Annotated in this window: 16 protein-coding genes; 12 read left to right on the forward strand and 4 right to left on the reverse strand. The window is 61.7% G+C overall.

Translation table 11 applies throughout. From position 1 onward, the window contains the following. Positions 1 to 11 precede the first annotated feature (11 nt). The 4 genes from RW095_RS23445 (at position 12) to RW095_RS23460 (ending at position 4,662) form a co-directional block, all read left to right on the forward strand. On the forward strand, positions 12 to 809 hold the full coding sequence (locus tag RW095_RS23445; protein WP_128589288.1) for a MetQ/NlpA family ABC transporter substrate-binding protein: 798 nt from the start codon (positions 12 to 14) through the stop codon (positions 807 to 809). A gap of 237 nt (positions 810 to 1,046) precedes the next feature. After that, a complete protein-coding gene (locus RW095_RS23450) occupies positions 1,047 to 1,796 on the forward strand; it encodes an electron transfer flavoprotein subunit beta/FixA family protein (RefSeq protein WP_317021367.1) in 750 nt (249 codons plus the stop codon). 22 nt (positions 1,797 to 1,818) lie between these two features. Continuing rightward, entirely contained in the window at positions 1,819 to 2,763 is a 945-nt protein-coding gene (locus RW095_RS23455) for an electron transfer flavoprotein subunit alpha/FixB family protein (protein WP_317021368.1), read from the forward strand. Between the two features lie 108 nt (positions 2,764 to 2,871). Further along, entirely contained in the window at positions 2,872 to 4,662 is a 1,791-nt protein-coding gene (locus tag RW095_RS23460; RefSeq protein ID WP_317021369.1) for an acyl-CoA dehydrogenase, read from the forward strand. Positions 4,663 to 4,810: 148 nt separating this feature from the next. On the opposite strand, the gene RW095_RS23465 is transcribed toward RW095_RS23460, so the two are convergent. Next, the gene (locus RW095_RS23465) at positions 4,811 to 6,097 is read right to left on the reverse strand and encodes a D-amino acid dehydrogenase (RefSeq protein ID WP_317021370.1); all 1,287 of its coding nucleotides are present in this window, start codon (positions 6,095 to 6,097) and stop codon (positions 4,811 to 4,813) included. Positions 6,098 to 6,263: 166 nt separating this feature from the next. Between RW095_RS23465 and RW095_RS23470 the strand changes: the two genes are divergently transcribed. Further along, positions 6,264 to 6,764 carry an Lrp/AsnC ligand binding domain-containing protein gene (locus RW095_RS23470; RefSeq protein ID WP_128588432.1) on the forward strand — a complete coding sequence of 167 codons (501 nt, stop codon included), beginning with the start codon at positions 6,264 to 6,266 and terminating at the stop codon, positions 6,762 to 6,764. A gap of 85 nt (positions 6,765 to 6,849) precedes the next feature. Continuing rightward, a complete protein-coding gene (locus RW095_RS23475; protein WP_317021371.1) occupies positions 6,850 to 7,995 on the forward strand; it encodes a PA0069 family radical SAM protein in 1,146 nt (381 codons plus the stop codon). 22 nt (positions 7,996 to 8,017) lie between these two features. Here RW095_RS23475 and RW095_RS23480 read toward each other — a convergent pair whose 3' ends face one another. Together RW095_RS23480 and RW095_RS23485 are read right to left on the reverse strand one after the other, a co-directional pair. Beyond that, positions 8,018 to 8,485, reverse strand: a complete 468-nt coding sequence (locus tag RW095_RS23480) for an NINE protein (protein WP_317021372.1) — start codon at positions 8,483 to 8,485, stop codon at positions 8,018 to 8,020. A gap of 242 nt (positions 8,486 to 8,727) precedes the next feature. Beyond that, positions 8,728 to 9,897, reverse strand: a complete 1,170-nt coding sequence (locus RW095_RS23485) for a PQQ-dependent sugar dehydrogenase (protein ID WP_394365186.1) — start codon at positions 9,895 to 9,897, stop codon at positions 8,728 to 8,730. A gap of 172 nt (positions 9,898 to 10,069) precedes the next feature. Between RW095_RS23485 and rpsP the strand changes: the two genes are divergently transcribed. The 6 genes from rpsP to RW095_RS23515 all read left to right on the forward strand — a co-directional run bounded on the left by rpsP (position 10,070) and on the right by RW095_RS23515 (position 14,404). Then, positions 10,070 to 10,324 carry a 30S ribosomal protein S16 gene (gene rpsP / locus RW095_RS23490; protein ID WP_025600315.1) on the forward strand — a complete coding sequence of 85 codons (255 nt, stop codon included), beginning with the start codon at positions 10,070 to 10,072 and terminating at the stop codon, positions 10,322 to 10,324. A 120-nt stretch (positions 10,325 to 10,444) separates the two neighbouring features. Continuing rightward, positions 10,445 to 11,203, forward strand: a complete 759-nt coding sequence (rimM, locus tag RW095_RS23495) for a ribosome maturation factor RimM (protein ID WP_317021374.1) — start codon at positions 10,445 to 10,447, stop codon at positions 11,201 to 11,203. A gap of 38 nt (positions 11,204 to 11,241) precedes the next feature. Further along, entirely contained in the window at positions 11,242 to 12,009 is a 768-nt protein-coding gene (gene trmD, locus RW095_RS23500) for a tRNA (guanosine(37)-N1)-methyltransferase TrmD (RefSeq protein ID WP_317021375.1), read from the forward strand. A 146-nt stretch (positions 12,010 to 12,155) separates the two neighbouring features. Then, complete coding sequence (gene rplS / locus RW095_RS23505; protein WP_020069334.1) at positions 12,156 to 12,542, forward strand: 50S ribosomal protein L19; 387 nt, start codon at positions 12,156 to 12,158, stop codon at positions 12,540 to 12,542. Between the two features lie 91 nt (positions 12,543 to 12,633). Next, positions 12,634 to 13,350 carry a CoA pyrophosphatase gene (locus RW095_RS23510; protein WP_317021376.1) on the forward strand — a complete coding sequence of 239 codons (717 nt, stop codon included), beginning with the start codon at positions 12,634 to 12,636 and terminating at the stop codon, positions 13,348 to 13,350. A 115-nt stretch (positions 13,351 to 13,465) separates the two neighbouring features. Beyond that, positions 13,466 to 14,404, forward strand: a complete 939-nt coding sequence (locus RW095_RS23515) for a CobD/CbiB family protein (protein WP_317021377.1) — start codon at positions 13,466 to 13,468, stop codon at positions 14,402 to 14,404. A 178-nt stretch (positions 14,405 to 14,582) separates the two neighbouring features. Here RW095_RS23515 and RW095_RS23520 read toward each other — a convergent pair whose 3' ends face one another. After that, the gene (locus tag RW095_RS23520; protein ID WP_317021378.1) at positions 14,583 to 14,903 is read right to left on the reverse strand and encodes a putative signal transducing protein; all 321 of its coding nucleotides are present in this window, start codon (positions 14,901 to 14,903) and stop codon (positions 14,583 to 14,585) included.

The following is a 14,903-nucleotide window of genomic DNA, read 5'->3' on the forward strand; positions in this document are numbered from 1 at the left end:
AAAGGTCCATCATGCAACGTCGTTTCATTCTCAAGCTCGCCGCGACACTCGGTGCCGTATCGATGTTCGCCGCCAACGCGGCTCATGCCGAAGACGCGATCAAGGTCGGCGTCACCGGCGGTCCGCACGCGCAGATCATGGAAGTCGTGAAGACTGTCGCGGCGAAGAACGGTCTGAACATCAAGATCGTCGAATTCTCCGACTACGTGCAGCCGAACGCGGCGCTCGCCGGCGGCGACCTCGACGCGAACAGCTATCAGCACGACCCGTATTTGCAGGCGCAGGTGAAGGACCGCGGCTACAAGCTGATTCGTGTCGCCGATACGGTCACGTATCCAATGGGTATCTATTCGAAGAAAGTGAAGACGCTGGCCGAGCTGCAGCCGGGCGCGAAGATCGCGGTGCCGAACGATCCGACCAACGGCGGCCGCGCGCTGCTGCTGCTGCAAAAGCAGGGACTCCTGAAGTTGCGCGCCGAGGCGGGTCTGAAGGCTACGCCGCTCGACATCGTCGACAATCCCCGGAAGCTGAAGATCGTCGAACTCGACGCCGCGCAGATTCCGCGCTCGCTCAACGATGTGGATGCTGCGGCGATCAACACCAACTTCGCCATGGAAGCGGGCCTGAAGCCGAAGCAGGACGCGATCGCGATCGAAGACCCGAAGGGTCCGTACGTGAACATCATCGCGATCCGCGAGGCCGACAGGAATAAGCCGTGGGTCGCCAAGCTGGTGGCCGCCTACCATTCGCCGGAAGTGAAGCAGTTTGTCGAGGGCAAGTTCGGCGGCGCTGTGATCACGGCCTGGTGAGTTGGTCAGCTTCAGATACAGCAGGACACGTCGGCGATATGAGAATTAGAGTCGTAAGTGGGAACCCGGGGTTGTCGCCCGGGTTTTTTTGCGATTAAAATAGAACGATCGTTCGATATTGCCGTCACGCCGCTGGGGAGCGATATCCTCCTGCTAGAGCGCCCGCGACAAGGCTGCCGTGAGGCAGTCGCTATAATGTTCGTTGGGTTGACGTATTCGTAACTTTGGAGCGTGTGCATGAAAATCCTGGTGCCAGTCAAGAGAGTGGTCGATTACAACGTGAAGGTTCGAGTCAAGTCGGACGGCACGGGCGTCGACATTGCCAACGTGAAGATGTCGATGAATCCGTTCGACGAAATCGCGGTTGAAGAAGCTGTGCGTCTGAAGGAAGCCGGCGTGGCGACCGAGGTGATCGCGGTGTCGGCCGGGGTCACGCAATCGCAGGAAACGCTGCGCACGGCGCTTGCCATCGGCGCGGACCGCGCGATCCTGATCGAGTCGGCGGAAGAATTGCAGCCGCTGGCGGTCGCCAAGCTGCTCAAGGCGCTGGTCGACAAGGAGCAGCCGCAACTGGTGATTCTCGGCAAGCAGGCGATTGACGACGATTCGAACCAGACCGGTCAGATGCTGGCCGCACTGGCTGGCCTGCCGCAGGCAACGTTTGCGTCGAAGGTTGTCGTGGCCGACGGCAAGGCAACGGTTTCGCGCGAGGTGGATGGCGGTGCGGAAACGCTGTCGCTCACGCTGCCCGCCGTGGTCACCACCGACCTGCGCCTGAACGAGCCGCGCTACGTGACGCTGCCGAACATCATGAAGGCGAAGAAAAAGCCGCTCGAAACGATCAAGCCTGAGGACCTGGGCGTCGATGTCACGCCGCGTCTGAAAACGCTGAAGGTTGTCGAGCCGCCCAAGCGCTCTGCCGGTGTGAAGGTGCCGGATGTGAAGACGCTGGTCGAGAAGCTGAAGACCGAAGCCAAGGTGCTGTGAGCGGCACACGGAGACGAACGAAATGACGAATCTTGTGAATCTTGTAATAGCAGAACACGACAACGCGTCGATCAAGGCCGCGACGCTGCATACGATTGCGGCCGCGCAGAAAGTCGGCGGCGATATTCATGTGCTGGTCGCAGGTCAGAATGCGCAGGCTGCAGCGGATGCGGCGGCGAAGATCGCCGGTGTTTCCAAAGTGCTGCTGGCCGACGCGCCGCAACTGGCCGAAGGGCTCGCTGAAAACATCGAGGCAACGGTGCTGAACATTGCGAAGGACTACTCGCACATCTTCGCGCCGGCCACCGCCTACGGCAAGAACATCGCGCCGCGCATTGCCGCGAAGCTCGACGTCGCGCAGATCAGCGATATCACCGCGGTCGATTCCGCTGACACGTTCGAGCGCCCGATCTACGCGGGTAACGCCATTGCCACGGTGCAGTCGGCTGATCCAATCAAGGTCATCACAGTACGCACGACGGGCTTCGATGCAGTAGCCGCCGAAGGCGGCAGCGCGACGGTGGAGAAGATCGAAGCCGCCGCGGACGCGGGCATCTCGCAGTTCGTCAGCCGTGAAGTGACGAAGCTGGATCGTCCTGAACTGACGTCGGCGAAGATCATCGTTTCGGGCGGGCGCGGCCTGGGCAACGGCGAGAACTACACGAAGGTTCTCGAGCCGCTGGCTGACAAGCTGAACGCGGCGCTGGGTGCATCGCGTGCGGCGGTGGACGCGGGCTTCGTGCCGAACGACTATCAGGTCGGCCAGACCGGCAAGATCGTCGCGCCGCAACTGTACGTGGCCGTCGGCATCTCGGGCGCGATTCAGCATCTCGCGGGCATGAAGGACAGCAAGGTGATCGTCGCGATCAACAAGGATCCGGAAGCGCCGATTTTCAGCGTCGCCGATTACGGTCTCGTGGGTGATCTGTTCACGCTGGTGCCCGAACTAGTCAGCGAACTCGGCTAAGCGTCCGAGCGCCATATAAAAGCCATTTAAAGGCGTTTGGCGACATACGAAGGGCGCGGGACCAACAAGTCCGGCGCCCTTTTTCCATCAAGGCAGGAGGAGAACAAAATGAGCTATACGGCGCCCATCAAGGACATGCTGTTCGTGATGAAGGAACTGGCGGATCTCGAACAGATCGCGACGCTGCCGGGCTTCGAGGACGCGAATTCGGACACCGCCCAAGCCGTGCTGGAAGAGTCGGCGAAACTGTGCGGCGAAGTGCTGGCTCCGCTGAACGTCGAAGGCGATCGGAATCCGAGCAGTTGGAAAGACGGCGTAGTCACCGCGACGCCGGGCTTCAAGGAAGCGTTCCGCCAGTTTGCCGAAGGCGGCTGGCAGGGCGTGCAGCATCCCGTCGACTATGAAGGTCAGGGTCTGCCCAAGCTGATCGCGACCGGGTGCATCGAAATGCTGAACGCGTCGAATCTGTCGTTCGCGCTCTGTCCGTTGTTGACCGACGGCGCGATCGAAGCGCTGCTGACCGCCGGCACCGACGCGCAGAAACAGACCTATGTGCCCAAGCTGGTTTCCGGCGAATGGACCGGCACGATGAACCTCACCGAGCCGCAGGCCGGCTCCGACCTTTCGCTCGTGCGCACGCGCGCCGAGCCGCAAGGCGACGGTTCGTTCAAGCTGTTCGGCACGAAAATTTTCATCACGTGGGGCGAGCACGACATGGCGAAGAACATCGCGCACCTCGTGCTGGCGCGCACGCCGAACGCGCCTGAAGGCGTGAAGGGCATTTCGCTCTTTATCGTTCCAAAGTTTCTCGTCAATGAAGACGGTTCGCTCGGCGAGCGTAACGACGTGCATTGCGTATCGATCGAACACAAGCTCGGCATCAAGGCGAGCCCGACCGCCGTGCTGCAATTCGGCGACCACGGCGGCGCGGTTGGCCATCTGATCGGCGAGGAAAATCGCGGCCTCGAGTACATGTTCATCATGATGAACGCGGCTCGTTTTGCCGTGGGCATGCAGGGCGTCGGCGTGTCGGATCGCGCGTATCAGAAGGCGGTGGCGTATGCGAAGGACCGCGTGCAAAGCCGTCCCGTCGACGGCTCCGCAAAACAGCCGGTCGCGATCATTCAGCATCCGGACGTGCGCCGCATGCTGTCGACAATGCGCGCGCTCACGGAAGCGTCGCGCGCACTCGCTTACGTCGCGGCGGGGCATTGCGACATCGCGCATCGTCATCCGGACGAAGCGACGCGTGCGGGGCACCAGGCCATCTACGAATTCCTCGTGCCGATCGTAAAGGGCTGGAGCACCGAGTTGTCGATCGACGTGGCGAGCCTCGGCGTGCAGGTGCATGGCGGCATGGGTTTCATCGAGGAAACGGGTGCCGCGCAGTATTACCGCGATGCCCGCATCCTGCCGATCTACGAAGGTACGACCGCGATACAGGCCAATGATCTGATCGGCCGCAAGACGGTGCGCGACGGCGGCAAGCTCGCGAAGTCGCTGCTTGCGGGCGTCGCTGAGACCGTCGAATCGCTCGGCGGGCAGCAAGGCCCGGCGTTCGAGTCGATGAAGAAGTATCTCGGGCAGGGACAGCGGTCGTTGAGCGCCGCGGTCGATTTCGTCGTCGCGAACACGAAAGACGATCCGAACGCCGTGTTTGCCGGCAGCGTGCCTTATCTGAAGCTCGCCGGGATTGTGCTCGGCGGTTGGCAGATGGCGCGCGCATTGCTCGTCGCCACTCAGAAGCGCGACCAAGACCCGGCGTTCTACGGCGCGAAAATCGCGACCGCGCAATTTTATGCAGAGCATGTGTTGCCGCTCGCGTCCGCGCTCGAAGCGTCGATTGTCAACGCGAAGGGCGGCGAGGGCGTGCTGGCTTTGTCGGCGGACCAGTTCTGACGCGGTCTGACGTTAGACATTGCTCTGCAAATGCAAACGGCGCCTTGTAGCAAGGCGCCGTTTGTCTTTTGGCGAGCCGCTTCATGCAATCACGAACCGACCGGCGACGCGCTATGCGTCAAGTCTCGCATGCTCTCACGGTCGCGCTTCACGCATAAGCCGGACGATGCGCGCCGCCGGTGTCGCCGAGATAGCGATGCACCGACAAATCGTCTGCCTTGATGGCGGGCTGCTTGCCCGAGATAACGTCGGCGAGCAATTGACCCGAACCGCACGACATTGTCCAGCCGAGCGTGCCGTGGCCTGTGTTCAGGAACAGATTTGCCACAGGCGTGCGACCGACGATCGGTGTGCCGTCCGGCGTCATGGGCCGCAGCCCGGTCCAGAAGCTCGCCTTTGACGTATCGCCGCCACCCGGGAACAGGTCGTTCACGCACAGTTCCAGCGTTTCGCGGCGCGCCTGGCGCAACGACTTGTCGAAGCCGACGATCTCAGCCATGCCGCCCACGCGAATCCGGTTGTCGAAACGGGTGATCGCGATCTTGTACGTTTCGTCCAGCACCGTGGAAACCGGCGCGGCTGCTTCATTGACGATGGGCGCCGTGATCGAGTAGCCCTTCAGCGGATACACCGGAATCTTCACGAGACCGGACAGAAATTTCGTCGAATAGGAACCCAGCGCGACGACAAATGAATCGGCGCGAACCAGTTCGTTCCCGCATTGCACTCCGGCAATGCGGTCTCCGGCCATGACGAGTGCGTCGATCGGCGTGTTGTAGCGGAATTTGACACCCAGTTGCTCGGCCAGCGCGGCAAGGCGCGTGGTGAACATCTGACAGTCGCCGGTTTCGTCGCCGGGCAGGCGCAGACCGCCGGTCAGCTTGTGGGAGACGGCGGCGAGCGCCGGTTCCGCCTGCGCCAGTTCGGCTGCCGACAGCAGTTCATACGCCACATTGGCTTCGCGCAGCACCGCGATGTCTTTGGCCGCGCCGTCGAATTGCTGCTGCGTGCGGAACACCTGCAGTGTGCCGCCAGTGCGGCCTTCATACTGGATGCCGGTCTCCGCCCGCAGCGCCTGCAGGCAATCGCGGCTGTATTCGGCAAGACGGACCATGCGGCCTTTGTTGACCGCATAGCGTGACTCGGTGCAGTTCTGCAGCATCTGCCACATCCATTGCAGCTGGAACTGCGTGCCGTCGAGGCGGATTGCGAGCGGTGCGTGTTTCTGGAACATCCACTTGACGGCTTTCAGCGGCACGCCAGGTGCGGCCCAGGGCGACGCATAACCCGGCGAGATCTGACCGGCGTTGGCAAAACTTGTTTCGAGCGCCGGGCCGGCTTCCCGATCGATAACGGTCACTTCATGACCCGCTCGCGCGAGGTAATACGCGCTTGTCACGCCGACGACGCCACTGCCCAAAACGACGACTCGCATAGCTGCTCCGGAAAATTCGCAAGATTCGCGGGCGGTGCGCTCGTTCATTCGTGTGAGTTCGTGCGATTAACGAGGTGTAACGCGGTGCGCCCAGTGTTAACCGCTATACTATGGTCGAACTAGTAGGTTTTGTTATTGTATTTTTGCGATTTTTAGAAGAAACACTATGCGCACGCAACGCCAGCCGGTCCGAGCGCTCGACAAGCTCGATCACAAGATTCTTCGTCTGCTGCAGCAGGACGGCCGCATGGCCATGAAAGACCTCGCGGAGCAGGTCGGGCTGTCGGTCACGCCGTGTATCGAGCGCGTCAAGCGCATGGAGCGCGACGGCGTCATTACCGGGTACTACGCGCGCGTGAATCCGGCGGAACTGGGCGCGGCACTGCTCGTGTTCGTGGAGATCACTCTGGATCACAAAAGCGGCAACATGTTCGACCAGTTTCGGCGTGAAGTGCAGAAAATCCCGGAGGTGCTCGAATGTCACCTCGTGTCGGGCGACTTCGATTATCTGATCAAGGCGCGTATCGGCGAAATGGCCGACTACCGCAAGCTGCTGGGCGACATCTTGCTGCAGCTTCCCGGCGCGGTGCAGTCGAAAAGCTATGTCGTCATGGAAGAGATCAAGGAAACGCTGACGATTCCGGTGGGGGACGAAGGCGCGCGCTAGTTTTTCGCGGGGCTCGACAAACGGCGTAAACACTGTATATTTATACAGGTGTTTTGCGCCGTTTTTCGTTCGTCTCTCGCTAGCCGTGACCAGACCTGACAACCCTTCCGCCCGCGAGTTTCCAATCGCACCGCCAGCGCCTCGCAAAGGGCGCGGTGCAGTAACGAATTTGCAGGGCCGCTATGAAGTCGACCACCGCGAAGCGGTAGACGACGGCTGGCTGGCAGTCCCAGACGAAGAGGGAGGGCCGAAGGTTCTGCGCACGCAGGTTTTCGAGGAAAGGGCTAAGAGCATCCTCACGCGCAATAGCTCGCCGGATATTCCGTTCGGCGTGTCGCTGAATCCGTACCGTGGTTGCGAGCACGGGTGTATCTATTGTTTCGCCCGGCCCACGCATAGCTATCTGGGGCTCTCGCCAGGACTCGACTTCGAAAGCCGGATCTATGCGAAGGTCAATGCGCCTGAATTGCTGGAGCGCGAACTCTCAAAGAAATCCTATGAGCCCGAGCCCATCGCACTCGGCGTGAATACCGACGCCTGGCAACCCGCGGAACGCGATTGGCGACTCACGCGGCGCGTGGTCGAGGTGCTCAGCGAGCGCAATCATCCGTTTGCAGCCATTACGAAGTCGTCGCTGATCGAGCGCGATCTGGATCTGCTGGCGCCCATGGCGGCTCGTGGCCAGTTCATGGCAGCCATCACGATCACTACGCTAGACGCCGATATCGCCCGTACGCTGGAGCCGCGCGCGGCTACGCCGTCGCGGCGGCTTCGCACCATCCGCACATTGAGCGAGGCCGGCATTCCGGTCGGCGTGAGCATTGCGCCCGTCATTCCGTTTGTCACCGAGCCCGACATGGAGCGCGTGCTCGAGGCGTGCGCGGAAGCCGGCGCCTGCAACGCGAGTTATATCGTGCTTCGGTTACCGTGGGAGGTCGCTCCGCTTTTCAAAGACTGGCTCGCCGCGCATTTTCCCGATCGCGCTGAGCGGGTCATGGCGCGCGTACGCGATATGCGCGGTGGTAAAGACTACGACTCGTCTTTTTCTGCCCGCATGAAGGGCGAAGGTTTATGGGCCGATCTGCTCAAGCAGCGTTTCCAGAAAGCGGTGCGCCGTTTAGGACTGAACCAGCGCGACCGGGGCATTCTGGATATGTCGCACTTCCTGCGAAACGAGGCGCAGCGCGTTCCGGCGGCACTTCCGGACAACCCGCAACTCGATCTTTTCTAGCGCATTGCGCGGCGCGCCGCAGTTATTGCGAAAGCGCTTTGGCCGCCTGCACTTGCCCCTCGAAGTAGGTCTGGAAGGAAATGGCGAGACCGGTCATCAACAGGAAGGCCCCGATCAGCAGCGAAAAGATCACCACGAAAATTACGGTCCAGCCCGAGCGGCTGGTGCGCTGCGTGTGCGCGTTGAACTGCCTGTCCCACTTTTCGTCGGGGCGCAAGCCGTAGACGATCGCGGCAAGGAATGCAGCAAGAAGCGAAACTGCGCCAGGAAACGCCAGGACCCAGCCGAGCATTGAAGTGCGTTCGCTGGCTACCAGCAACATCGCGCCTGGAATGCCGGTCAGCGTGCCGATCACGTGAGCCCAGCCGTAAATGTCGCGCGGTCCGTACAGGTAAAAGCGATGCGCGCCGAGGGTGCCCAGGAAAAACGCCAGTGCGGCAGTGATGGTTTTGGATCGAAAGTAAGTCGAGGTCGAATCAGGCTTGGACATGTAGGCGAGGGCAGAGTAACGGGCGGTCAGTAACGCGGGCCGAAGAGTGTGGCCAAGGGCGCGGCGCGCCGTTGCCGCGGACCGTCGCGCATTCTACGCCGCTCGCATGCGACCGGTCACGCGACGTGCGGCCCCAGGGAGCGCGGCCGGTAGCCCTCTGCCTTGCTGGCTCCCGTGTTGTGGGCACCGCCGGATCAGATTGACTGCTGGCCCACTGAAATGCGCAGCAGCCGAACGGGCGTTCAAGGCGCAGAGTAAGTGACGCGATAGATAGCGCCGGCGTAGTCGTCGCTGATAAGGAGTGACCCGTCGGGCAGCGGCAGCACATCGGCCGGGCGACCCCAAACGGTTTCTCCCGGCTGCAGCCATCCCTCGGCGAACACTTCCTGACGCGCATGGCTGCCGTCCGGCTCCGTGACGACACGCACCACACGGTAGCCGGACTTCTTGCTTCGGTTCCAGGAACCGTGCTCAGCGATGAAAATGTTGGCGCGATAGTCGGGCGGGAACATGGAGCCGCTATAGAAACGCATGCCGAGCGCGGCGACATGCGCACCTAGCTTGGCGACGGGCGGCGTGAACGCGCTGCATGGGTGGCCCTCGCCATATTCCGAGTCGGGTATGACGCCGGCGTGGCAGTACGGAAAGCCGAAGTCCATGCCGACGCGCGGGGCGCGGTTGAGTTCGTCATCGGGTGCGTCGTCGCCCAGCAGGTCGCGGCCGTTATCGGTGAACCATAGTTCGTGCGTCGCCGGATGCCAGGCAAACCCGACCGTATTGCGCACGCCGCGCGCCATGACTTCGTAATGGCTGCCGTCAGGGTCCATGCGGCCGATCATCGCGTAGCGGTCGCGGTCTTTCGCGCAGACGTTGCAGGGCGCGCCTTGCGGCACGTAAAGCTTGTCGTCCGGTCCGAAAGCAATGAATTTTGCGCCATGATGAGTCTCGCCCGGCAGTTTGTCCGTCACCACGACTGGCTTGGGCGGCGCGTTGAGGCGCGTGTCTATCGAGTCGAAGCGTAAAATCTTCGACACCGCGGAGACGTACAGCGCACCGTTGTGCCAGGCCACGCCGACTGGAGTCTCCAGGCCCGAGGCCACCACATGGCGCGCGGTTGCGCGTCCGTCCTGCAGCTGGAGCGCGTACACGTGGCCGTCGAGACTGCCTATATATAGAACGCCCTTCGGCGACAACGTCATGGCGCGAGCGCTCGGAACGGCGTCCGACAAAACCTCTATGCGAAATCCGGCCGGAAGCTTGATGCGTTCGACGGGCGGCGCGGCGAACATATTGCACGCAAAGGAAGCCAGGAGCCCCGCCGCTACGGTGCGAAAACCGCGAGAGAGCGGAGCGTTCGCGATCCGACGGGCGAAAAAGAGGAGTATGAGAGCGGCTCGCGGCAGTGATTCCACAGGGGATTCCGTCAGGTTCTTCGGGCGTCCGGGCGAGCTTGCCCGCCCGCGCTGTATGGGCGGCGCAACCGCGCTGCTCAGTTTATCCCGGTAAGTGTTTGTTATGGCGTCAGTTTCCCGCTATAATCGCGTGTTTCAGTCGTTCCGAACCCCGGTTTTCAAGGATTCTAGTATGGTCATCATCCGCTTGGCTCGTGGCGGCTCCAAGAAGCGCCCGTTCTACAACATCGTCGCAACCGACTCGCGTAACCGTCGTGACGGCCGCTTCATCGAGCGCGTTGGCTTTTACAACCCGGTCGCTACGAAGGGCGAAGCCCTGCGTATCGCTCAAGATCGCCTGACGTACTGGCAAGGCGTTGGCGCACAACTGTCGCCGACCGTCGAGCGTCTCGTGAAAGAAGCGCAAAAGGCGCAGCCGGCTGCTTAATGGTAGCTCGCATGCGGATCGTCGTCGGTTTGGCTGGCGGCTCGCGCAACTTGCATGAGCAGTCCGATACGCAAGATGTTTTGCCGAAGCAGGCGTCGAAGTTCGTGGTGAGGCTCAATCATGTCTGAGCGTGATTCCGGAAGTTCAGGTCGCGTAAAGGCCAAAGAGCCGACACAAGAGCTGCCGAAAGGTGCGAGCTCACGTGCGAAGACGTCTGGTCAGGCGCCATTCGGTGCATTCGTCCGCAAGCCGGTCGAACGGGCCGAAGGCAAGGCGAAAGCCAATGTTACAAACGCCGGTTCCGAGGCAGCAGCAATGCGCGCGGAAACGGCGGAGAGTTGGCCGGCCGACGCAGTGGAGGTCGGCGCAATCGTCGACGCTTACGGTCTCAAAGGCTGGGTCAAGGTAGCCGCTCATGCGGATGCCGGTCATGGCGGCGACGCTTTGCTCGGTGCAAAGCGATGGTGGCTGATGAAAGGCCGCGAGCGGAAGTCGGCGCCGTCATTGCAGGCGAAAACGCATAGCGACAGTGTGGTGGCCCATCTGGGCGGCGTCACTGACCGTGATGCGGCGTTGTCACTGCGCGGCTCTCGCGTCTATATCAGCCGCAGCGAATTTCCGGCGCTGGAAGCCGACGAATTCTATTGGGTCGACCTGCTCGGCCTGGATGTGGTGAACCTTGCCGGCGTCAACTTGGGCAAGGTGGCAGACATGATCGACAACGGTGCGCATTCGGTTTTGCGTGTCGAATATTCGGCAGCCGACAAAACCGGCAAGCCGGTCATTGCGGAGCGTTTGATCCCGTTCGTCGGTGTGTTCGTCAAAACGGTCGACCAGGCGGCAAAGCAGATCATCGTCGACTGGGAAGCTGATTATTGACAGTTCAGCAAATCGAGTTCGCTAAAACGGAGAGAGCGATGCAGTTCGATGTCGTCACGCTCTTTCCCGAAATGTTTCGTGCACTGACCGACTGGGGCATTACCAGCCGGGCAGCAAAGCAGGAGCGCTATGGGTTGCGCACGTGGAATCCGCGTGATTTCACAACCGACAACTACCGCACAATCGACGATCGCCCATACGGCGGCGGCCCCGGCATGGTTATGCTGGCCAAGCCTCTGGAAGACGCGATTGGTGCAGCAAAGGCGGCGCAGGCGGAGCAGGGCATCGGCGCGCCGCGCGTGGTCATGATGTCGCCGCAAGGCGCCACGTTGAATCACGAGCGTGTCATGAAATTCGCCGCGCAGCCGGGGCTCATTCTGCTGTGCGGGCGCTACGAAGCGATCGATCAGCGCCTGCTCGACCGCGTTGTCGACGAAGAAGTCAGTCTTGGCGACTTCGTGCTGTCGGGCGGAGAGTTACCCGCCATGGCCTTGATGGATGCGGTCGTGCGCCAGCTGCCGGGCGTGCTCAATGATTCGCAGTCGGCGGTGCAGGACAGTTTTGTCGACGTGCTGCTCGATTGTCCGCACTACACGCGGCCCGAGGAATATCAAGGTGTGCGCGTGCCTGATGTGCTGCTTGGTGGCCATCACGCGGAGATCGAAGCGTGGCGTCGGCGCGAGGCGTTGCGAAACACGTGGCACAAGCGGCCTGACCTGATCGTCAAGGCTAGAAAGAACAAAATGTTGAGCCGTGCCGACGAGGCATGGCTTGCAAGTCTCGCGAAGGAAGAGCCGAAGGCGTAAAGCCCCGGTCTTTCAAGCGGACACCAGGCGGCGCCGCACATGTGTGTACGGCGCCTGATGTGAACCCATCCTCTATCGGGGCCGTAGCCGGGCATTTTCATGCGAGGCAGGTACGAACGCCGACAAGATGGACTTAGGAGTCAGTGATGAATCTGATTGCAAAACTCGAGCAGGAAGAAATTGCGCGCGCCCTCGGCGAAAAGACCATTCCCGAATTCGCTCCTGGCGATACGGTGATCGTCAGCGTGAACGTGGTTGAAGGTACGCGTAAGCGTGTTCAGGCTTACGAAGGCGTCGTGATCGCCAAGCGTAACCGTGGTCTGAATTCGTCGTTCATCGTCCGTAAGATTTCGTCGGGCGAAGGCGTCGAGCGTACGTTCCAGACGTACTCGCCGCTGCTGGCAAGCATCGTCGTGAAGCGTCGTGGCGATGTGCGTCGTGCGAAGCTGTACTACCTGCGCGACCGTTCGGGCAAGTCGGCTCGAATCAAGGAAAAGCTGGTCTCGAAAGACCGCGCTGCTTCCCAGGCGTAAATGCTGTAAGGAAAAGCACCCCTCGCGGGTGCTTTTTTGTTTGCCAGGTCAAAATAGCGGCATCGCCTCTACCGCTCATTCGAGAGATCCGTTGATCCGCCCCGTCTTTGAACCTGAAACTCTGCCTGTCGAAGCGACCGGCGCCCACTTGCCGCCGGTACCCGCGGAGCGTCTTACGCCCGATGGTCTGCGCCGTCGTTTCAAGCAACATCTTTGCTGGACACCCGAGCCAATCGTCGAGGCGCCGTGGCGCAATACGCAGGGCGACCCACGTGTCGCCTCTGTACTGGTGCCGCTCGTGATCCGCGCGAATGGTCTGACGGTGCTGCTCACGCAGCGCGCCGATCATCTTAACGACCACGCGGGCCAAGTGAGCTTTCCCGGTGGCCGGCAGGAACCGTTCGATGCCGACGCCACAGCCACTGCTTTGCGCGAAGCGCAGGAAGAAGTGGGCCTTGCGCCGTCGCGCGTGGAAGTGCTGGGCGCGCTGCCCGATTATCTGACCGGCACTGGTTTTCGCGTCACGCCGGTAATCGGCCTCGTGCATCCGCCGTTCGCATTGACAGCGGATGCGCTGGAGGTCGCGGAAGTATTCGAAGTGCCGCTCGCATTTCTGATGAACCCGGCGCACCACGAAGAGCGCGTGTTCCGGTACGAAGGAGGCGAACGGCGCTTCTTCGCTATGCCGTATCCGCGCGGCGCGTCACTGGAGGCGGCTGAAAAAGACGACGGCACGGGCAGTCACTATTTCATCTGGGGCGCGACGGCCGCCATGCTGCGCAATTTCTATCGCTTTCTGACGGCTTGAGGCGAGGCGTCGCTCGGGGTCGTGGGGGTGTTTGGCAACGTCCTCGCTCAGCGGCATCCGACCCTGTGCTATCGTTATGAAACAATCGTAAAACTCGAAAAGCACGGCGCATCGCATGACTTTTTTTTCCGTATTGCTGGCTCTGATCATAGAACAGGTGCGCGCGCTGTCGCCGAACAATCCGGTATCCGCGCTGCTTCAATACCACGCGGAGTCGGCGGCGCACGGATTCGATGCGGGCAAGCCCAAGCACGGCCTTCTTGCGTGGCTCGTCGTAGTGGTGCCGTGGACGCTCGCCGTCGCGCTCGTCTACTACGTTCTGTACAACATTCATTTCGCGCTGGCGTTTCTGTGGAACGTCGCGGTGCTGTACTTCACACTCGGCTTTCGCCAGTTCAGCCATTACTTTACGGACATTCACCTCGCGCTCAATAACGACGATGTGCCGCGCGCCCGTGAAATTCTGAACGAATGGACCGGCCTCGACACGCTCGACATGCCGGTGAGCGAGATCGTGCGCCATACGCTGATTCACGCAGTCGTCGCGTCGCATCGCCACGTTTTCGGCGTGTTTTTCTGGTTTCTGATTCCTGTCGGGCCGGCGGGCGCGGTGCTGTATCGCATCGCCGAATATCTGTCGCGTACCTGGGCGCGACCGGTCGACGACCGTACCATCGCGTTTTCGAGTTTCGCGCAGCGCGCATTTTTCGTGATCGACTGGGTGCCGGCGCGGCTTACGTCGCTGGGTTTTGCGATTGTCGGGAATTTTGAAGACGCGATCTATGCATGGCGTAACCATGCGCGTCAGTGGCCGGATGCGAATGACGGCGTGTTGCTGGCCGCCGGCAGCGGCGCGCTTGGCGCGCGTCTGAGCGGGCCGCTCGCGGAGCCGTCGAGTCTGGATGCGCTCGCCACCGGCGACGGCGGTCCCATGCAAGTCGGCGACGACTGCACGCCGCGCACGCTGCAATCGGCGGTGGGGCTGGTTTGGCGCGCAGTCGTGCTGTGGATGATCCTGTTACTCATGCTGACGATCGCCGTGTGGCTCGCTTGATCTAACGGGCATGCGAACGCAAAAAAGCCGGGATTGCCCCGGCTTTTTTACGTCCTTCTCCGGGCTTGAGGCGCTTTAGAGCTCTGGTCCGCTGAGGCAGAACATTAACCACGCCGCGTCAGTCTGAACGGCATCGCATGAAGCGCATCAGCGCATGTTCGTGCGACTGAGGCGAGCGTCACCCGTCCGACGGATCGCGCACCGTACCGCACTGCCAGCACACGGTGAATTGCGCCTCCAGCCTCTCACCGCACTGGCGGCACTGCCAGCCAGGCGAACCGGCCGCCGGACCTTGCGACGCGGCATCGATCAAGCGCCGCGCCACCGCTTCGTCGCGGTCGTCCACGAGCCAAAGTTCAGGCGCGCACTGATCGGCGGGAATATCGCCGAGCGCGCCGTTCAGATAGCGGTTGTGCAACTCGCACGCGATGCCGGCCGCGGCCAGCACATTGACCCAATGCTGTCCGATGATCAGGTTAGGCGCGCGCATCAGCTTCAT

The organism is Paraburkholderia kirstenboschensis, from assembly GCF_032806925.1.
Classification (GTDB): Bacteria; Pseudomonadota; Gammaproteobacteria; order Burkholderiales; family Burkholderiaceae; genus Paraburkholderia; species Paraburkholderia kirstenboschensis.